The 19,350-nt window shown below is 62.5% G+C and carries 14 protein-coding genes; 12 read left to right on the top strand and 2 right to left on the bottom strand.

Going from position 1 to position 19,350, the window contains the following annotated elements; translation table 11 throughout:
• The first annotated feature begins 164 nt into the window (after window positions 1-164).
• Entirely contained in the window at window positions 165-1,598 is a 1,434-nt protein-coding gene (locus tag ACQRBT_RS21310) for a PLP-dependent aminotransferase family protein (RefSeq protein WP_412047505.1), read from the top strand.
• A gap of 41 nt (window positions 1,599-1,639) precedes the next feature.
• Here the strand turns inward: ACQRBT_RS21310 and ACQRBT_RS21305 are convergent, their stop codons facing one another.
• Window positions 1,640-2,269: a DNA-3-methyladenine glycosylase I gene (locus ACQRBT_RS21305; RefSeq protein ID WP_411984254.1), complete on the bottom strand. Its 630-nt coding sequence runs from the start codon at window positions 2,267-2,269 to the stop codon at window positions 1,640-1,642.
• Window positions 2,270-2,485: 216 nt separating this feature from the next.
• On the opposite strand from ACQRBT_RS21305, the gene ACQRBT_RS21300 reads away from it, so the two are divergent.
• The 4 genes from ACQRBT_RS21300 to ACQRBT_RS21285 all read left to right on the top strand — a co-directional run bounded on the left by ACQRBT_RS21300 (window position 2,486) and on the right by ACQRBT_RS21285 (window position 6,433).
• Window positions 2,486-3,811: a C4-dicarboxylate transporter DctA gene (locus tag ACQRBT_RS21300; RefSeq protein ID WP_174554059.1), complete on the top strand. Its 1,326-nt coding sequence runs from the start codon at window positions 2,486-2,488 to the stop codon at window positions 3,809-3,811.
• A 95-nt stretch (window positions 3,812-3,906) separates the two neighbouring features.
• On the top strand, window positions 3,907-4,608 hold the full coding sequence (locus tag ACQRBT_RS21295) for a FadR/GntR family transcriptional regulator (protein ID WP_104993967.1): 702 nt from the start codon (window positions 3,907-3,909) through the stop codon (window positions 4,606-4,608).
• Between the two features lie 16 nt (window positions 4,609-4,624).
• Complete coding sequence (locus tag ACQRBT_RS21290; protein WP_411984256.1) at window positions 4,625-5,326, top strand: GntR family transcriptional regulator; 702 nt, start codon at window positions 4,625-4,627, stop codon at window positions 5,324-5,326.
• 78 nt (window positions 5,327-5,404) lie between these two features.
• A complete protein-coding gene (locus ACQRBT_RS21285) occupies window positions 5,405-6,433 on the top strand; it encodes a tetratricopeptide repeat protein (protein WP_244699342.1) in 1,029 nt (342 codons plus the stop codon).
• Between the two features lie 90 nt (window positions 6,434-6,523).
• Here ACQRBT_RS21285 and ACQRBT_RS21280 read toward each other — a convergent pair whose 3' ends face one another.
• Complete coding sequence (locus ACQRBT_RS21280) at window positions 6,524-11,383, bottom strand: NAD-glutamate dehydrogenase (RefSeq protein ID WP_412047506.1); 4,860 nt, start codon at window positions 11,381-11,383, stop codon at window positions 6,524-6,526.
• 490 nt (window positions 11,384-11,873) lie between these two features.
• Here ACQRBT_RS21280 and ACQRBT_RS21275 point away from each other — a divergent pair, with 490 nt between their 5' ends.
• The 7 genes from ACQRBT_RS21275 (at window position 11,874) to ACQRBT_RS21245 (ending at window position 19,329) form a co-directional block, all read left to right on the top strand.
• A complete protein-coding gene (locus ACQRBT_RS21275) occupies window positions 11,874-12,227 on the top strand; it encodes a hypothetical protein (RefSeq protein ID WP_060752626.1) in 354 nt (117 codons plus the stop codon).
• Between the two features lie 259 nt (window positions 12,228-12,486).
• A complete protein-coding gene (locus ACQRBT_RS21270) occupies window positions 12,487-13,446 on the top strand; it encodes an AAA family ATPase (RefSeq protein ID WP_060752625.1) in 960 nt (319 codons plus the stop codon).
• 5 nt (window positions 13,447-13,451) lie between these two features.
• Entirely contained in the window at window positions 13,452-14,384 is a 933-nt protein-coding gene (locus ACQRBT_RS21265) for a DUF58 domain-containing protein (RefSeq protein ID WP_060752624.1), read from the top strand.
• The gene (locus tag ACQRBT_RS21260) at window positions 14,381-14,875 is read left to right on the top strand and encodes a DUF4381 domain-containing protein (RefSeq protein WP_060752623.1); all 495 of its coding nucleotides are present in this window, start codon (window positions 14,381-14,383) and stop codon (window positions 14,873-14,875) included. Before ACQRBT_RS21265 ends, ACQRBT_RS21260 begins: the two co-directional genes overlap by 4 nt.
• Window positions 14,868-15,956, top strand: coding sequence for a vWA domain-containing protein (locus ACQRBT_RS21255; RefSeq protein ID WP_060752622.1), 1,089 nt, complete (start codon window positions 14,868-14,870; stop codon window positions 15,954-15,956). The genes ACQRBT_RS21260 and ACQRBT_RS21255 overlap by 8 nt, the downstream gene beginning before the upstream one ends.
• Window positions 15,953-17,692, top strand: a complete 1,740-nt coding sequence (locus tag ACQRBT_RS21250; RefSeq protein ID WP_060752621.1) for a tetratricopeptide repeat protein — start codon at window positions 15,953-15,955, stop codon at window positions 17,690-17,692. The genes ACQRBT_RS21255 and ACQRBT_RS21250 overlap by 4 nt, the downstream gene beginning before the upstream one ends.
• Window positions 17,689-19,329, top strand: a complete 1,641-nt coding sequence (locus ACQRBT_RS21245) for a BatD family protein (protein WP_060752620.1) — start codon at window positions 17,689-17,691, stop codon at window positions 19,327-19,329. The genes ACQRBT_RS21250 and ACQRBT_RS21245 overlap by 4 nt, the downstream gene beginning before the upstream one ends.
• Window positions 19,330-19,350 lie beyond the last annotated feature (21 nt).

Raw genomic sequence — 19,350 nt, 5'->3', positions numbered from 1 at the left:
GGCCATCGGGAGCAAGTCGAATCGTCGCACCGCCCCTCCCACAATTTATCCATCGTCCGCTTTATCGCTTAACTGACTGGCATTAGGGCGAGCCCGCTCACTACAAGTATCAGGGGGGATTTGCGGGTAACCTTGGCGCAGACCGATCTGTCCCAGGATGAAACATGGAATTGCACCTCGTCATCAATGGCCGCAAGGACCTGGCCGCCCAGCTTTACCAGCAGTTGCGCGAAGCCATCGCCGCCGGGCGGCTTTCGGCCGGCGCGCAACTGCCTCCCAGCCGCCTGCTCGCCGAGCAGCTAGGCGTATCGCGCAAGACCGTCTCCGACACCTACGCCACGCTGACGTATGAAGGGTTGCTGGTCGGCAAGATCGGCCGGGGCACCTTCGTCAACGCCTGGGCGCCGCCGCCCGAGCGCCTGCAAACCGCCGCCGACCTGGCCTGCGCCGCCAACCTGGAAAAATGGGCCGCGTTGCCCTCGCCCATGCACCATCCCACACCTGAGAAAACCCTGCGTTATGAATTCCTCGGCGGGGCCACCACGCGCAATCAATTTCCCCAGGATGAATGGCGACGTTGTACCCAGGATGCATTACGTCGTGTCGCACTCAACAGCGGTTTTTACAGCCAACCGGAAGGTCTGCCGGCATTGCGCGAGGCTATCGCCGGGCATATCGCCTTTTCTCGCGGGGTGAAATGCCACGCCAATGACATTGTGGTCACCAACGGCGCGCAACAAGCGCTGGACTTGATTGCTCGCGTGGTGGTGGAACCCGGTACTCTCGTCGCCATGGAAGACCCCGGCTACAGCCCCGCCCGCCAGCTGTTCACGGCCATGGGCGCGCGTATTGCCGACGTGCCGGTGGACGCCCAGGGCATCCAGGTCGACCAGATCCCCGACGACACGCGACTGATCTATGTGACCCCGTCCCACCAGTTCCCCCTGGGCATGCCCATGAGCCTGGCGCGCCGCGAAGCCTTGCTGGCCCGCGCACTTGCGTTGGGCGCGATCATCATCGAAGACGACTACGACAGTGATTTCCGCTACGAAGGTCGCCCCACCAACTCCCTGCAAAGCATGGACAAACGGGGCTTGGTGGCCTACGTCGGGACCTTCTCCAAATCCCTGCTGCCGCAGCTGCGCCTGGGCTATGCCGTACTGCCGCCAGCCATTCATGGCGCAGTGCTCAAGGCCAAGCAATTGACCGATCAGCACAGCTCCACGTTGCCGCAATGGGCATTGGCCAAGTTCATCAGCGAAGGCTGTTTGCTCAAGCATATTCGCCGCTGCCACTCGGTCTACGCCGGGCGCCGCGAGCGCATCCTGCAGCGCCTGGCCGGGGACCTGTCGCCGTGGTTCGAAGCGGTGCCCAGTGTGATCGGGTTTCATATGGCGGCGTTGTGCAAGGCGCCGCTGGATATCGCGAAGCTGATTCGGTTGGCACGGGAGGCGGACGTCGGCCTGTACCCGCTGGATGTGTTCTTTCATAGCGCGCCCGTGCGCCAGGGCCTGACGCTCGGGTTCGGCGCGATCGAACTGCTGGACATCGACCCGGCGCTGGACCGGGTGCGCGATATCCTGCGCCAGATGGGCTAGAGCGCCGACGCGGTGAAGCCTCGCAGGCGCAAATCAGCACCTCACGGGCGCTTGAAGTGCCGGCGCAGCTCTTCAATGCGCGGCCGGCAAGCACAGCCCTCCAGGTGATCATTGACCATGCCCATGGCCTGCATCAACGCGTACATCGTGGTCGGGCCAACGTAGGTCCAGCCGCGCTTCTTCAGGGCCTTCGACAACCGCACCGACGCCGCAGACGTCGGGTTGCCCGTCCAGTAAGCCAGGTCCACCTGCGCCGGACGCTCGTCATCCGAGGGTTCAAACGCCCACAACCAGCGCGCCAGCGAGCCGGTTTCATCCACCAGCTCACACGCCCGGCGCGCATTGTTGAGCGTGGACACGATCTTCGCCCGGTTACGCACGATGCCCGGATCTTTCATCAAGCGCTCTATATCGGCCTCGCCGTATTGCGCCACACGCCGAAAATCAAACCCCTCGAATGCCGCCCGGAACTGCTCGCGCTTACGCAAGATGGTGATCCACGCCATGCCCGCCTGAAAACCTTCCAGGCAAATTTTCTCGTACAGCTGAATATCATCCGCCACCGGCACGCCCCACTCGTGGTCGTGATAATGCGGATATTCCGGCGCCGAGGTGCGCCAAGTGCAGTAGGTCAGCCCTGTTGTATCCGTGGTCAGCCCTGGCTTGTCCATGCGTTACCTCTCAATCAAGGCGCGGATAATAAGCGAAAAAAATTCCGACCCGCCAACCGCTCAAGCCTGAGTCTCACCGACCAACTGGTCAGACCGGGACCGGTCAAGCCCTGAATTTTTACTTGTGATTTCAAAAAAACCCGGCGTAGACTGGCCCGGCACTGGACTTACCGGTAATACCACAACAATTAAGCCCTGGAATCACCAGGGCACCGAATAGAGATCCCTCCCATGCTCAGATGGTGCTCGCGTTCGATTTTCCTGCAAGTCGTGATTGGCCTGATGCTCGGCATCATCTGCGGCCTGGCCCTTCCCGAATTCTCCTCGCAACTCAAACCCCTGGGTGACGGCTTTATCAAGCTGATCAAGATGCTGATCGGCCTGATCGTGTTCTGCGTGGTGGTCAGCGGTATTTCCGGTGCCGGCGACTTGAAGAAAGTCGGGCGAATCGGCCTCAAGTCGGTGATCTACTTTGAAGTGCTCACCACCGTGGCCCTGGTGATCGGCTTGATCATGGCCTTCAGTACCGGCATCGGCACCGGTGCCAATATCCATCTGGAGCAGCTCTCCTCCGCCGGTCTGAATGAACTGGCCGACAAAGGCCAACACATCCGTGGCACCAGCCAGTTCCTGATGGACCTGATCCCCAACTCGGTGATCGGCGCCTTCGCCGACAACAATGTGCTGCAAGTGCTGCTGTTCTCGGTGCTCTTCGGTAGCGCACTGAACCTGGTGGGTGAAGCGGCGTCAGGCATTTCGCGGCTGATCAACGAACTGAGCCACATCATCTTCCGCATCATGGGCATGATCGTGCGGCTGGCGCCGATTGGCGTGTTTGGCGCGATCGCTTTTACCACCAGTACCTATGGCCTGGATTCGCTGCAGCACCTGGGCAGCCTGGTGGGTTTGTTCTACCTGACTTGCTTTGCCTTTGTCGCGCTGATCCTGGGGCTGGTAATGCGCCTGTCCGGCCTGCGCATGCTGCCGTTGCTCAAGTACCTGCGTGAAGAACTGCTAATCGTGATGGGCACCGCCTCCTCCGATGCGGTGCTGCCACAGATCATGCGCAAACTCGAACACCTGGGGATTGGCAGCTCCACCGTGGGCCTGGTGATTCCGACCGGGTATTCGTTCAACCTCGATGGTTTCTCGATCTACCTGACCCTGGCCATTGTGTTCATCGCCAATGCCACCGGCACGCCCCTGTCGATGACCGACTTGCTGACCATCCTGCTGGTGTCATTGATCACCTCCAAGGGCGCGCACGGCATTCCCGGGTCGGCGCTGGTGATTCTGGCGGCGACACTCACCGCCATCCCGGCCATTCCCGTGGTCGGCCTGGTGCTGGTACTGGCGGTGGACTGGTTCATGGGCATCGGCCGCGCGCTGACCAACCTGATCGGCAACTGCGTGGCGACGGTAGCCATCGCCCGATGGGAAAAAGATATCGATATCCAGCGCGCCAACAAAGTGCTCGACGGCCAGCAGGGTTATACCTTCCAGGCCAAGAAACCGGTGCTGCCGACACACCAGGAGTTCTGATCCATTTTCATGGCAGACATCGATCAACTGTGGGAGGGAGCAAGCCCCCTCCCAGACTTTGACAACCGTGTTTGCAACATCAAGGAGACGCAGACGTGATCAGCACCTCAACCGTCGTCAATTCAGTGGTAGAAAAACTGCGCGCCGCGCTCAAGCGGGGCCAGTGGCGCCAGGGTGAAATGCTGCCCGGCCAACGCGAGCTGGCCGAACAGATGGGCATCAGCCGCCCCAGCCTGCGCGAAGCGGTGATTGTGCTGGAAACCCTCGGCCTGGTGCGTTCCATGCCCGGCAAGGGCGTGGTGGTGCTCGAAACCAGCGTGAACGAGCCCCAAGCCAGTGACACCGTGGCCGATGCCAGCCTCGAAGACATCCTGCAACTGCGCTACACCCTCGAACCGTTCATTGTCGGCCTGGTGGCGCAGTCCATCAGCAGCAAGGAAGTCGGCCAATTGCGCCTGACCCTGATGGATATGCGCGAGGCCCTCGACGCCGGTGACGCCGAAGCCGGGATGAACGCCTACCTCAACTTCCACGAAGAGCTCTTCGCCCTGACCTCCAACCCGATCTTCCAGAACGTGGTGCAACAGACCAGCAACGCCCTCAAGCAGAGCGCCCAGGTACTGCGCAACTCCCCCGAACATCTGGCCGAACGCCTGCAGGAAAATGAAGCCGTGGTGCGCGCCATCCGCAACAAGAACAGCGCTCTGGCCAGCGCCGAGATGCGCCGGCACATCCTTCAGGAAGGTCTGCGCATGGGCATACGCTTGAATATCCCGGACGACCATCTGGGCAGCTGATTATTGGAGACAGGCCATGACCGCCCGCGCGCTACAACGTAATTCAGTCATCACCGCCCTGCCTGCCATGCGCCTGGTCGCGGGTAAAAAACCCTCGGTGGACGATATCTACCCACGGCTGTTTGACGCGATTCTGGAACAACGCATCGCGCCGGCCAGCCGTTTTACCGAAGAGGGCCTGGGCGAAATCTTCGGTGTGAGTCGCAGTGTGATTCGCCGGGTCTTGGCGAAACTGTCCCATCAACAGGTGATCATCCTGCGCCCCAACCAGCGCGCCCAGGTGGCGGCGCCGGATGCCCGGCAAACCCGACAGATCCTCGAAGCGCGGCGGCTGACGGAGATCATGGTAGTGCAACTGGCCTGCGCCGCAGCTACCCCAACCCAGGTACGCCAGTTACGCGAGCTGATTGCCCGGGAACGCGACTGTATCGAACGTGACCAACGCGCACCGGCCATTCGATTGTCGGGGGAATTTCACCTGCAGTTGGCGGCAATCGCCGGTAACGCGCCGTTGGCGCAGTTCCTCAACAGCCTGGTACCGCTGACATCGTTGATCATTGCGCAATACGAAACCCAAGCCTGCACCTACTGCACCTGGCAGGAACACTTGGCGATGACAGACGCGATTGAACAGGGCGATGCAGACCACGCTGTGAACCTGATGACCCAGCACCTGAACCATCTGGCCCATCGTCTGACTCGCCGAGCGCAGCCATAGCTATGTAACGCTTGCGGCCCAGACAACTTTCTTAACCTGTGTTTTCACTCATCAAGTGCACAAGCACAGGTAACCCTCATGTACGTAGACTCTCAAACACTGCCTGCGCTGTTCACACTGCTCACCCAGTTGAACGCGCAGAAAAGCCTGTTGGGCGAAACCCTCCAGGCATCACTCGACCAGCTCAATGGCATCGCGGGCAGGATCGGGTTTGAACTGTTTTCCCTGGAAAGCTACGCCCAGGCCGAGCTATGCCTGAACATCACCGCTGCGCGAGGTCATGCCGAGGCGCAGTACGCCATGTCCCTGTGTGTCAGCCGGCGCGACGGTGACTTGCGCATAGCTTCTGAAGAAGCGCGCCAATGGCTCAAGCTGGCAGCGGCCCAGAACCATATCCCTGCCCTGATGCGACTGGGTGATGCCGATTCCCTTGCAAAGGCACGCGAACAACTGACGCCCAACGCCGTTGCGGGCGATACCCAAGCCATGCGCCTTCTGTTCTTGCTCGACAAAGATGTGAGCTGGTTGGACAAGGCCGTCGCCAGAGGTGATCACACCGCACAATTTCAACTCGCCCAGGCCTATCGCGACACGCCGCAACTGATCCCCAACGTAGTGGAACGCCGTGCACTGGTTGAAGAGCTGCTGCAAAAAGCGGCGGACGGCGGCGACCTGCAAGCCTTGGCTGATCGAGTATTTTCCAGCAAGTCCAGCGCCAGCGTGCTGGAAAAACAACAACGGTTGATACAACTTGCAGGGACGGGGCAATTGGACGCGCTGCTGGAATATGGCTATGCACTGGCGGGCATGCCGCGTAATGGCAAAGGCAAACTCAACTTTGCGCAAAGGCACCCCTCGGCGCCGCGCACCTACGGGCTGGCGCGGGATTTCGCCAAGGCCTATGCCGTACTGGGGCTGGTATTGCCGAAACTGCCGGACTATCCGGCGGCTGAAATACTCAAGCAAGACATGAATGCTATCTGGCATCAAATGACCCTGGAACAGTACTCAACCTGCGAGACCCTTCGCCTGGATCTGCAGGCGCGCATTCCCAGGGTATTCAAACTCATGGCCCCCATCATCATTGTCGGCAGGCCATCGTATTGATCGCCGAGAACCCCGGCCTTTGAAGATCGCATAAAAAATCCCCGCATGTTTCCATGCGGGGATTCTTGGTTACAGCCATGGATCAACGGTTTAAATCACCGGCTGACCACTCATCGCCAGGTCCAGCAGTTCACGGTTGGCCACTGCATACATGGCGTAGTCCGTGCCGACCGCAGAGCGGATTTCCAGCATCATCGCGACCCAACGATCAGCCATGTCCTTGTGCTGCTCAAGCCACAGGGCCACGCGGGCTTCCATGTCTTGTGGCGCATCGGCCATTTGCAGGACGGAGATGGTGATCGCCCGTTGCTGCCAGTCCACATCATCGCGGAAGGCTTCACGGGCCTGGGCCTGCCAGTTGTTGGCCACCGGCAGATCGCTGATCTGCTGCAGATACCACGGCAAGTCCAGGGCGCTGCCGACGGCGAAGTAGGCCTTGGCCACTTCGGCGGCGTCATGCCCGGTGACGTCGGCCGCTTCGATGATCGGCAGCAAGGTGTACAGGTGCGTGGTACCGGCCACCATCCGCGCCAACAACTCCGGCACGCCGGCGTTGGTGTAGGCCTGGTAACGGGTCTGCCAGCCTTCGCGGGTCGGGCCTTCCAGCAGTTCGTCAAGCTTGAGACCCAGCGCGGCCAGGTGCGGACCGAAGTGTGCGGTATCACGACCCGCGTCCTGCTCGTTGCGACGGCTGCGCAGGAACCAGCGCGTGGCACGACGGCCCAGGCGCATCAGTTCATCCATCAGCTCCAATTGCACATCAGCCGAAACCTGATAGTCCAGGGCCTCGATCTGACGGAACCAGTGCGGGAGGTGGAAGATGTCACGCACGATCACATAAGCACCGGCGACGTTCGCCGGGCTCATGCCGGTGGACTCCTTGAGCCGCTGAACGAAGGTGATCCCCATGTGGTTGACCAGGTCGTTGGCGATCTGGGTGCTGACGATCTCACGCTTCAAGCGGTGGCGACGCATGGCCTCGGAGAACTTGGCCACCAGGCTTGGCGGAAACGCGGTTTCCATGTCACGGGTCAGGTAGTCGTCATCCGGCACCAGGGACTTGAGCAGCGCTTCCTTGAGGTCGATCTTGCTGTACGAGATCAGCACCGACAGTTCCGGACGGGTCAGGCCCTTGCCATTCGAAGCACGCTCGGTGAGCTGCTCCTCGGTCGGCAGGTACTCGATGGCGCGGTCCAGCTTGCCACGGCCTTCCAGGTCGCTCATCAGGCGCTTGTACTCGGCGGCACGCTCGTAGGCACGGCGTGCAGCCAGGGACAGGGCCTGGGTCTGCTTGTAGTTGTTGCCCAACACCAGGCCGCCGACTTCGTCGGTCATGCTCGCCAGCAACTGGTTGCGCTGCTTGTCGGTCATGTCACCGGCCTGCACCACTTCGTTGAGCAGGATCTTGATGTTCACTTCGTGGTCGGAGCAATCCACGCCACCGGCGTTGTCGATGAAGTCGGTGTTGGAGCCGCCGCCATTGAGGCCGAATTCCACACGCCCCAGCTGGGTCATGCCGAGGTTACCGCCCTCGCCCACCACCTTGCAGCGCAGCTCGTTACCGTTCACACGCAACGCGTCGTTGGCCTTGTCGCCGACATCCGCATGGCTTTCGCTGCTGGCCTTGACGTAGGTACCGATACCGCCGTTCCACAACAGGTCCACCGGTGCCTTGAGCAAAGCGTTCAGCAGTTCGGTCGGGGTCAGCTTGTCGGCCTTGATGTCGAAGCGTTCTTTCATCTGTGGCGAGATGGCAATGCTCTTCGCGCTACGCGAGAAGATGCCGCCGCCTTCGGACATGATGCTGGTGTCGTAGTCAGTCCAGGCCGAACGCGGCAGGTCGAACATGCGCTGGCGCTCGGCAAAGCTGGTCGCCGGGTTCGGGTTCGGATCGATGAAGATGTGCAGGTGGTTGAAGGCCGCGACCAGTTGCAGCTTGTCGGACATCAACAAGCCGTTACCGAACACGTCACCGGCCATGTCACCCACGCCGACGACCGTGATGCTGTCTTCCTGGACATTGATGCCACGCTCGCGGAAGTGGCGCTGTACGCCGACCCACGCGCCCTTGGCGGTGATGCCCATTTTCTTGTGGTCGTAACCGGCCGAACCGCCGGAGGCGAACGCGTCGCCCAACCAGAAGCCGTAGTCGATGGCGATGCCGTTGGCGATGTCGGAGAAGGTCGCAGTGCCCTTGTCCGCCGCCACGACCAGGTACGGGTCATCGTCGTCATGACGCACGACGTTGGCCGGCGGCACCAGGGCGCCGTCCTTCAGGTTGTCGGTGATGTCCAGCAAACCGGAAATGAAGATGCGGTAGCAGGCGATGCCCTCGGCCGCGATCTCGTCACGGGTGCCGCCCAACGGCAGGCGACGCGGCAGGAAGCCGCCCTTGGCGCCCACCGGCACGATCACCGAGTTCTTCACTTGCTGGGCCTTTACCAGGCCGAGCACTTCGGTACGGTAGTCTTCTTCGCGGTCCGACCAGCGCAGGCCACCCCGCGCAACATTACCGAAGCGCAGGTGCACGCCTTCGACACGCGGCGAGTAGACGAAGATTTCAAACTTCGGCACCGGCTTGGGCAGCTCGGGAATGGCACGCGGGTCGAACTTGAAGCTGAAGTACGACTTGTTCTGGCCGTTGGCGTCGGTCTGGTAGAAGTTGGTGCGCAGGGTCGCCTTGATCAGGTCCAGGTAGCGACGCAGGATGCGGTCTTCGTTGAGCACCTGGACGTCGTCCAGGGCGCTGAGGATCGCTTGCTCCAGGCGTTGCTGCTTGTCTTCCAAGTCGTCGGCGGTGAGTTTGCGCGCCAGGTAGAAGCGCGTCTTGAACAACCGGGTCAACTCGCGGGCGATGTCGGTGTGGTTGTTCAGGGTGCTGGCGATGTAACCCAGGTCAAAGCCCAGGCGGATCTGCTTGAGGTAACGCGCGTAGGCACGCAGCAACGCCACGTCGCGCCATGGCAGGCCGGCGGTCAGCACCAGGCGGTTGAACGCATCGTTTTCGGCGTCGCCATGCACGATGTGCACGAACGCATCCTGCAGGGTGTCGTTGAGCTGCTGGATATCCAGGTTCACACCTTCGGCGGCGATGAACGCGAAGTCATGGATCCAGAACTCACGGCCATTGGCGTGACGCAGACGGTACGGGAATTCACCCAGCACGCGCAGGCCGAGGTTTTCCAGGATCGGCAGCACGTCGGACAGCGCCAGCGGGGTATCGGCATGGTAGAGCTTGCAGTGCAGCTCGCGCTGGCCGGAGACCTGGCCCAGCGGCTGGTAGAAGCTCATCACCAGCGGGTTGGCTTCGGTCAGGCTGAGCAGGTGCTGCATGTCGACCACGGCCGAATGCGCGGCAAAACGCTCGCGGTAGCCGGCCGGGAAGCCTTTCGGGAAGTCAGCCAGCACGTTGGTGCCGTGGGCTTCGCCGAAGCTCTCGACGACCAGGCTTGCGTAGTCGTCCTGCCAGCTGCGGCAGGCTTGCACCACTTCTTTTTCCAGCTGGACCGGATCGATGTCCAGGCGGTTCTTCGGGTCGACCCGCAGAATCAATTGCACGCGAGCCAGCACGGATTCGGAGAAGAACGTCCAGAACTCGCAGTCCGACGCTTTCAGGCGATCCATCAGCACTTGCTGGATCTTCTGGCGCACTTCGGTGGAATAGATATCACGTGGCACATAGGCCAGGCAGTAGCAGAAACGACCGTACGGGTCTTTGCGCAGGAACACGCGGATCTTGTTGCGTTCCTGGATCTGCACGATGGACATCACGGTGCTGAACAGCTCGTCGACCGGGGTCTGGAACAGGTCATCTCGAGGCAGTACTTCGACGACCTGAGCCAGCTCCTTGCCCAAGTGCGCCTTGGCCTGGAAGCCCGAACGACGTTCGATTTCCGCGACCTTGCGGCGGATATAAGGGATCACGCGCACGCTTTCGCCATACACCGAAGAGGTGTACAGGCCCATGAAGCGGTGTTCCTTGATGACGTTACCGTTCGCGTCGATCTCGCGGATCGACACGTAGTCCGGGTAGGCCGGGCGGTGCACACGGCTTGGGTGCGCGGCCTTGGCGAACGACAGCACGGTCGGTTCACGCAGGTAGGCCACCGCGTAGTCTTCGATGCGCAGGTCGTCGGCGGTCAGGCCGGCACGCAGCAGCTTGGTCAGGCCGAGGAAGGAATTGGCGTCATATTCGATATGACCGCCGTCCTTGTCGTCACGTACCACGAATTCTTCATAGCCCAGGAAGGTGAAGTGGTTACCCACCAGCCACTCCAGGAAGTTCTTGATCTCGGCCTTTTCTTCGCCGTCGATGGCGAACTGGCTGGCATCGATACCGGCCAGCAGGTCCTGGACCTTGGCTTTCATCGGTTCGAAATCGGCCACGGCCACGCGCACTTCGCCCAGCACTTGCTCAAGCTCTTTGCCCAGCACGTTCAGTTCGGCGGCATTGGCGCAGCGGTCGATTTCCAGGTACATCAGCGATTCTTGCTGGACGCCTTCGCCCTGGGTGCCCTTGGGCAGGATTTCCAGCAACTCGCCCTTGCCGCCACGGCGCACGCTGAGCACGGTGGTTTGCAGGGTGTGGATGCTGTAGCCGCGGCGGTTCAGCTCGGTACGGACCGAGTCCACCAGGAACGGCAGGTCATGGTGCAGCACTTCGACCGCGGTGTGGGTCGACTGCCAGCCATGACGCTCGTAATCGGGGTTGTAGACCCGCACTTGCGGTTGGGCGTGGTCAAAGCGCTCAAGCAGGCGCCAGGCAGACAGGGTGCAACCGGCCAGGTCGGAAAGGCGACGTTGGGTCAGTTCGTCCAGGGAAATGATGCCGAAGAATTGTTCAGCGAACAGCGCCACTTGTGGCAGTGCCTGTTCACTGATGTGCTGCGCCAGTGCCGCTTGCAGTTGGTGCTGGAAGTCGGCCTTGCTGGCTGCGGTGAAGAACGCCATCTGTGGTACTCCGCTTGGGCTTGTTATTGATGGAAGCGTCGCGTGTTATCCCCTTTCGGGGAGACCGTCGACTCTGTTCGCTGGTATTCATATAAGCACCATAAACGAATCAGGGTGACAGGTGGGTGAAGCTGGACAAGACAATCAGGTCACATACAACTTCCATAAGATGCGCACTTTGCCGGGTGACGGTACGACGGGCAGGTCAGGCGCCTGGCTCATGCACATCCGTTGCGCAGCTTAACGAGTGTAGGAAGACCGCTGCTTGCGGCGCTGCGACATATTCGGTCATCGGTAAGCAGGCGCGCGGTTGCGACTTGGGCAACCCGTAGAATCCGGTAGAAAAATCGGCTGTTTTCGAGACAAAAAGTGCCGGAAGTGACTGATTTTACCCATCAGGTCATGCCGCCCACGACATAGCATGCAGCACAAAATTCGCGGCAATGGCACAATCGCCCGCATTGCGCCCTCCCCCCAGACAGGATTCCCCATGCTGCAACTGAACACCGACGCCTTGATGGCCACCCCGTGCGACGAAGAAGAAGACAACATGGCGATGCTGTGCTGCCACGGCAAGAACGGCGAGATGTTCATGCTCACGCGCTACCCGGACGAGGACGAAGTTGAGCTGACCTGGGATTACGAACCGTCGACCTTGGATGGCGTAAAGGTCACCCTGGGCGCCACGACCTTGCTGGTTGAGCTGGCCGCAGGTGATGCCGATGCCTTGGGCGGCAAGGACCAACTGGAGATTACCCATGCCACTGCAGCGGCGGATATGGCCGAAGTCGAGGAAACCCTGCAAAACATCCTGAAGGGTACCGGCACCTTCACTCGGATTTAAGAACACCCAATATCGAAAGTGGGAGGAGGCTTGCTCCCGATGGACTGCGTAGCGGGCCCATTTTTGAGGCCGCTGCGCGGCCTATCGGGAGCAAGCCCCCTCCCACATTGACGGCGTCCTGACACAATAATCCTACAAGTTTTGCCAAAAATACCGGTTATGCCGTTAGTCGCCGCCCCCCTCGATGCATTAAAGTAAGCGCCCCAGGCCCGGTGTTTTTGTTCGACGCCCGGGCTCATCTCTCCAGGAACCGTCATCGATGGAACATCGTGAAGCGCTGCTTGCGCTGCGAACCTTTCTTTCTACGCAGATTCTCGGCCAGGAAAAACTTATTGATCGCTTGCTGATCGCCCTGCTCGCCGACGGCCACATGCTGGTGGAAGGCGCGCCGGGCCTGGCCAAGACCAAAGCGATCAAAGAGCTGGCCGAAGGCATCGAAGCGCAGTTCCATCGTATTCAGTTCACGCCCGACCTGTTGCCCGCCGACATCACCGGCACCGAGATCTATCGCCCGGAAACCGGCAGCTTCGTGTTCCAGCAAGGGCCGATCTTCCATAACCTGGTGCTGGCGGACGAAATCAACCGCGCCCCGGCCAAGGTGCAATCAGCCTTGCTCGAGGCCATGGCCGAGCGTCAGGTCAGCGTGGGCCGTAGCACTTACGACCTGTCACCGCTGTTCCTGGTGATGGCGACGCAAAACCCTATCGAGCAGGAAGGCACCTATCCGCTGCCCGAAGCCCAGCTCGACCGCTTCCTGATGCACGTCAAGATCGGCTTCCCGGACGCCACCGTGGAACGCCGCATCCTGCAACAGGCCCGTGGCGAGGCGCTCAACGGCGAAACCAAGCCTGAACGCCGGGTCAGCCAGCAAGCGATCTTCGCGGCGCGCAAAGAGATCCTCGGCCTGTACATGGCTGACGCGGTTGAGGAATACCTGGTGCAGTTGGTAATGGCCACGCGCACACCGGCCAAGTTCGACCCGGAAATGGCCGAGTGGATCGCCTACGGCGCCAGCCCCAGGGGCTCCATCGCGCTCGACCGCTGCGCCCGCGCCCACGCCTGGCTGGCCGGTCGCGACTTCGTGAGCCCGGAAGATATCCAGGCGGTGCTGTTCGACGTGCTGCGCCATCGCATCATTCTGTCGTTCGAGGCCGAAGCGGCCGGCGTTGACCAGGACCGTGTGGTGCAGCGCATTCTCGACGTCGTTGCCGTCGCTTGAACCCCATGAACGCAGGCGATGGCATCCGCGTCACTCTCAGCGAATTGATCGAGATGCGTCATCGCGTGCGGGAAGTGCAGTTGTTTTCCACCCCAAGCCAGCGCAGCCCGTTGATCGGCCTGCACCACTCCAAGCTGCGTGGGCGTGGCGTCGATTTCGACCAGGTGCGCGTGTACCAGGCCGGGGACGATGTGCGCACCATCGACTGGCGCGTGACGGCACGCACCCAGGAGCCGCACACCAAACTCTTCCATGAAGAACGCGAACGGCCGATCTTCATCATGGTGGAACAGAGCTGCCGGCTGTTTTTCGGCTCGGGGCAGATGTTCAAGTCGGTGCTGGCGGCGCAGGCGGCCAGTCTGATCGGCTGGGCCGCGCTGGGGCACAACGACCGCGTGGGCGGGTTGGTATTCGGCGACAGCGAGCACTACGAAATCAAACCGCGACGCAGCAAACAAAGCCTGCTGCAACTGCTCAATCGGCTGGTGCGGGTCAACCAGAGCCTGAATACCGAACGCCATCCGGAAGCCGACGCCCTCGGCATGGCGCTGCGCCGTGGCCGCGAAGTGCTGCGCCCCGGCAGCCTGGTGATCGTGGTCTGTGATGAGCGCGCGCTCACCGAAGGCGCCGAACAGCAGTTGAGCCTGCTGTCACGCCATTGCGACCTGCTGCTGCTGCCGATCTCCGACCCGCTGGACCATGCCCTGCCGGCCGCCGGGCTGCTGCGTTTTGCCGAGCGCGGCGCACAGCTGGAACTGGACACGCTGAACTTCGACCTGCGCCAAGCCTACAAGGCCCAGGCCGAAGCCCGCATTGCCCGCTGGGAACTGCTCGCGCAAAAGCTGCGGGTGTTATTGATGCCCTTGAGCACCCAGAGCGAAATGGTCGAGCAACTGCGTGAATACCTCAACCCGCAACGCCCGGTTAAAAAGCAATGAGCAGCCTTGACCAACTGCAACCGCTGATTGCGCCTCCCGCCATCGGTTTCTGGCCGCCTGCACCGGGCTGGTGGCTGTTGCTGCTGCTGATTCCACTGCTCGGTTGGGGCTTGTGGTGGCTGCGCCGCTTCCTGCCCAAAAAACGCCCCGTGGCCCGTGCCGAACAGCCCCTGGACCCGCTGCGCATCGCCGCCCTCGCCGAGCTGGCCCTGATGCCCAAACCCTACGACGGCGCCCCGGCCGGGGCCTGGCTGCAGCAGCTCAACGGCCTGCTCAAACGCCTGTGCCGCAACGACTACCCCTACAGCCAGAGCCACACGCTCAACGGTCGCAAGTGGCTGGCCTTTCTCGACAACCGCTGCCCCGCTGCGGGCCTGACCCGCTGGATGGTGTTGGTGGAAGGCGCCTACAAGCCCGAGTGCAAACTCGACGATAAAGCCATCGCGGGCCTGACCCAAGCCGTCGACACCTGGATCCGCAAACATGTTTGAGTTCGCCTGGCCGTGGATCTTTGCCCTGTTGCCATTGCCCTGGTTGATGCGCTTTATCCTGCCCGTGGCCGACAGCGGCGAGCCCGCCTTGAAGGTCAGCTATCTGGCCGACCTCGAAGGCCTGGCGCGCCGTCGCGCCCGCGTCAACCTGCCGGGCTGGCGCCAGCAAGCGCCGTTCGTGGTGTTATGGCTATTGCTGTTGACCGCAGCTGCACGCCCGCAATGGCTGGGTGAACCGCTACCGATTGCCGCCAGTGGCCGCGACCTGCTGGTGGCGGTGGACGTTTCCGGTTCCATGGATTTCCCCGATATGCACTGGCAGGACGACGACGTCAGCCGCCTGAGCCTGGTGCAACACCTGCTCGGGGATTTCCTCGAAAGCCGCGAAGGCGATCGTGTGGGCCTGATCCTGTTCGGCAGCCAGGCTTACCTGCAAGCTCCCCTGACCTTCGACCGGCACACCGTGCGCACCTGGCTGGATGAAGCGCGCATCGGCATCGCCGGCAAGAACACCGCCATCGGTGATGCCATCGGCCTGGCCCTCAAACGCCTGCGCCAGCGCCCGGCGCAGAGTCGCGTACTGATCCTGGTCACCGACGGCGCCAACAACGCCGGGCAGATCGACCCGCTGACCGCCGCACGCCTGGCGGCCGAAGAAGGCGTGAAAATCTACCCGATCGGTATCGGCGCCGACCCCGAACAGACCGGTTCCCTGGGTATCCTCGGCGTCAACCCGAGCCTGGACCTGGATGAACCCGCCTTGAAGGCCATTGCCGCCGCCACCGGGGGGCGCTACTTCCGCGCCCGCGACGGCGACGAGCTGCAAAAGATCAAGGAAACCCTCGACCAGCTCGAGCCCGTGGCGCAGCAACCCACCCAGGCCCGCCCGGCCCAGGCGCTATACAGCGCGCCATTGGCCCTGGCATTGATCCTGAGCATGTTACTGGTGATCCAGGAGCGCTGGCCCGACAACGCCTTGCAACGGGCCTTCAATAAACTCTCGAGCAAAGGCCTGTTCCTGCAACAGCATCCTGAGTGGCGCCAACGCCTTAAACGCCTGCGTTTGCGGAGGCGTCGATGATCGACCTGTGGCCGCATTGGTTCCGCCCCTGGTGGCTGTTGCTGCTGCCGCTGCTCGGCTGGTTGCTGTGGCAGCTGTGGCACCGGCAAAAGCGTGCCGGGCGCTGGCAGGTGATCCTGCCGCCGGCCTTTCATGCAGTGCTGCTCAGTGGCGGCAGCGGGCGCGAGAGCAAATCGCCGTGGGTGGTACTGGGCATTGCCTGGTTGCTGGCGGTACTGGCGTTGCTCGGCCCAAGCTGGCAAAGAGTCGAGCAGTCCAGCCAGAAACCCGCCGACCCGCTGGTGGTTCTGCTGGAGCTGACCCCGGAAATGCTCGCCACCGACAGCCCGCCCACCCGCCTGGAGCAGGCGCGCCGCAAGCTCTATGACTTGCTGCAGGCACGGGGCAATGCGCCAACCGCTATCGTGGTGTATGCCGGCAGCGCCCACACCCTGGTACCGCTGTCGGATGACCTGGGTACCAGCCGCAACTTGTTGGAAGCCTTGCGCCCCTCGATCATGCCCGAGCCCGGCCATCGCGCCGATCTGGCGGTGGACAAGGCGCTGGCCCTGCTCAAGCAAGGCGGCCTCGGCCAGGGGCGCCTGTTGCTGGTGGGTTCGTCACTGTCGAAACAGGAGCGCCAGGGCATCCGCCTGCTGCTGCAAGGGGCGCAGGCCCCGGCGTTGTCGATCCTCGGTATCGGTAGCCGCGAAGGCACCCCGGTCACCCAGGAGAGTGGCGAGTTCCTCAAGGACGATCAGGGCGCGATCCTGGTACCACGCCTCGACAGCCCGACCCTCAAGGCCTTCGCCAGCGAAATGGGTGGCCGCTACCGCGCCGCACGCCTGGATGATAAAGACTTGCGCCAGCTCGGCCTGCTCGACGGTCCACAGGCCCTGCGCAACGACGGCCAACTGCTGCACCTCGACACCTGGGCCGACCAGGGCTACTGGCTGCTCCTGCCGTTGTTGCTGCTGGCCGCTTGCGCCGGGCGTCGCGGCTGGCTGTTCTGCTTACCCCTGCTATGGCTGGGCGCGCCGCAACCGAGCTATGCCTTTGAATTCCAGGACCTGTGGCTGCGTCCCGACCAGCAGGGCCAATACCTGCTCAAGCACAAACGTCCGGCCGAAGCCGCCGAGCACTTTGAAGACCCGCAATGGCAAGGCGTGGCGCTTTACGAGGCCGGCAACTATGCCGAAGCGATCAAACGTTTTGCCGAGGGCAATGACGCCTATTCCCACTACAATCGCGGTAATGCCCTGGCCAGGTCCGGCGCCCTGGAGGCTGCGGTCGACGCCTACGAACAAGCCCTTGAAGCGCAGCCCGACCTGCAACCGGCGTTGAAAAACAAGGCCCTGGTGGAGAGCCTGATCCAGGAACAAGCCCAGCCCGAACCGGCGCAGCCTGTCAAAAACGAGGATGACGAAACCACCCAACCCGGCCAAACTGCGCAACCGGGCGCCAGCGGGCAAAGCTCTACCGGTGGTGAGCAGTCCACCCAGGGCCAGGGTGAAGCCGGCAATACCGACAGCCAGGCAAACGCCTCGCCAAAGGCCGGCGGCAATGAGGTGCCGGGCAGCGAGCTGGGTGATGAGCAAACCACTACGCCACCCTTGCGCCCCACCGATGCCAGCCTTGACGGCGAACATCGCCAGGCCCTGGAGCAATGGCTGCGGGAGATCCCGGACAACCCCGGTGAACTGCTGCGCCGCAAATTCTGGTACGAACAGCAACAACATCAGGACAAGACTCGATGAGCCGCCGCACCCCCCTTCTGCTCCTGCTCGCGTTATCGACAGGCCACGCCCAGGCGGCGAACCTGGTCGCCAGCGTCGATCGCAGCCGCGTCAACTCCGGTGAAACGGTGGAGCTGACGGTGGAGTCCAGCGACGTCACCCAATTCGGCAAACCCGACCTGTCCCCCCTCGATGCACAGTTCGAAGTCAGCGGCACGCGCCAGATCAACCAGCTCACCACCCTGGGCGGCGACAACCACGCCACCACGCGCTGGATCATCACCCTGCTGCCCAGGGAAAACGGCACCGTGGTGATTCCACCGCTGCAAGTGGGCGACCTCAAGACCCAGCCGATCAGCCTGCAGGTGGTGGAAACCGCCAGCCAGAACACCAGCGCCGAACTGGCGCCAGTGTTCATCGAGGCCAGCCTCGACCAGAACAGCGTGTACGTGCAGGCCCAGGCATTATTGACGGTGCGCGTGTACCATTCGGTGTCACTGTATGACGACAGCAGCCTGACGCCGTTGCAGATCCCCGATGCGCGGATCGAGCAATTGGGCGAATCGCGTACCTACGAAAAGGTCATCAACAGCATCCGCCATGGGGTGATCGAAACCCGTTACGCGATCTATCCGCAGCACAGCGGCGCCCTGCTGATTCCGGCGCAGACCTTCAGCGCCACGCTGGTCGAACCGCGCCCGCCCCAGGAAAACACGCTGCAAGGCACCAAGCCGGGCAAGCTGATCCACGTCAGCTCGGCCGAACTGCCGCTGACCGTCAAGCCCAAGCCGGCGCTGTACCCGGCGGATGCGCCGTGGATACCCGCACGCAACCTGACCCTGAGCGAAGCCTGGAACCCCGAGCCCGACCACCTGCAAGTCGGCGACTCCCTGACCCGCAGCCTCACGGTCAAGGCCGAAGGTCTCTCCAGCGCGCAACTGCCGGCCCTGCCGAGTACCGACATCGGTGGCCTGCGGCGCTACCCGGATCAACCGGTACTCGGCAACCAGAGCAGCGACCGCGGCCTGATCGGCAGTCGCGAAGACCGCGAAGCGCTGGTGCCGACCCGCGCCGGGGCCCTGGAGCTGCCGGCAGTGGAAGTGGTGTGGTGGAACACCCACGAAGACCACCTCGAACGCACCAGCCTGCCGCCCCGCACCCTGCAAGTGGCGACCAACCCCAGCCTGGTGGTGGACACACCCGCCACGCCGACCGTAATCACCGCACCGGACGATGACCGCCTGTGGCTATGGCAGCTCAGCACACTGCTGCTCGCCTGCACCACCTTGCTCGGCTTCGGCCTGTGGTGGCGTGCGCGCCGGCAACCCGCCGTACAACGCACCGCGCAGACCGGCCCGAGCCCACGCACCCTGCTCGACGACCTCAAGCGCGCCACCCAGGCCAACGACCCACAAGCCACACGCCAGGCACTGGACGCCTGGGCGCGGCAACAGCCGGAAACCCTGGCAGACATGGCGGCGCGATTCGTGCCGCTGTCCGACGCCCTGGATGGCCTCAATGGCGCGTTGTACAGCGAGAGCGGCCAGTACTGGCTGGGCGAAGACCTGTGGCGCGCCGTAAAAGCCATCCCCATGACCGAACGCACCCAAACCCCGGCCACCGACACCACCAGCTTGCCGCCGCTGTACCCAAAATAGCGGTGGGAGGGGCTTGCTCAA

This window comes from Pseudomonas sp. R19M (genome assembly GCF_050312585.1).
Classification (GTDB): Bacteria; Pseudomonadota; Gammaproteobacteria; order Pseudomonadales; family Pseudomonadaceae; genus Aquipseudomonas; species Aquipseudomonas palleroniana.
The sequence above is the reverse complement of the archived record's forward strand: the minus strand, read 5'-3'. Positions and strand labels throughout refer to the sequence as shown.

Bases quoted from the DNA above. Each gene is read 5' to 3' on its own strand.
- ACQRBT_RS21310 (WP_412047505.1), top strand. From the start codon at position 165: ATGGAATTGCACCTCGTCATCAATGGCCGCAAGGACCTGGCCGCCCAG.
- ACQRBT_RS21305 (WP_411984254.1), bottom strand. From the start codon at position 2,269: ATGGACAAGCCAGGGCTGACCACGGATACAACAGGGCTGACCTACTGC.
- ACQRBT_RS21290 (WP_411984256.1), top strand. From the start codon at position 4,625: ATGACCGCCCGCGCGCTACAACGTAATTCAGTCATCACCGCCCTGCCT.
- ACQRBT_RS21285 (WP_244699342.1), top strand. From the start codon at position 5,405: ATGTACGTAGACTCTCAAACACTGCCTGCGCTGTTCACACTGCTCACC.
- ACQRBT_RS21280 (WP_412047506.1), bottom strand. From the start codon at position 11,383: ATGGCGTTCTTCACCGCAGCCAGCAAGGCCGACTTCCAGCACCAACTG.
- ACQRBT_RS21275 (WP_060752626.1), top strand. From the start codon at position 11,874: ATGCTGCAACTGAACACCGACGCCTTGATGGCCACCCCGTGCGACGAA.
- ACQRBT_RS21270 (WP_060752625.1), top strand. From the start codon at position 12,487: ATGGAACATCGTGAAGCGCTGCTTGCGCTGCGAACCTTTCTTTCTACG.
- ACQRBT_RS21265 (WP_060752624.1), top strand. From the start codon at position 13,452: ATGAACGCAGGCGATGGCATCCGCGTCACTCTCAGCGAATTGATCGAG.
- ACQRBT_RS21260 (WP_060752623.1), top strand. From the start codon at position 14,381: ATGAGCAGCCTTGACCAACTGCAACCGCTGATTGCGCCTCCCGCCATC.
- ACQRBT_RS21255 (WP_060752622.1), top strand. From the start codon at position 14,868: ATGTTTGAGTTCGCCTGGCCGTGGATCTTTGCCCTGTTGCCATTGCCC.
- ACQRBT_RS21250 (WP_060752621.1), top strand. From the start codon at position 15,953: ATGATCGACCTGTGGCCGCATTGGTTCCGCCCCTGGTGGCTGTTGCTG.
- ACQRBT_RS21245 (WP_060752620.1), top strand. From the start codon at position 17,689: ATGAGCCGCCGCACCCCCCTTCTGCTCCTGCTCGCGTTATCGACAGGC.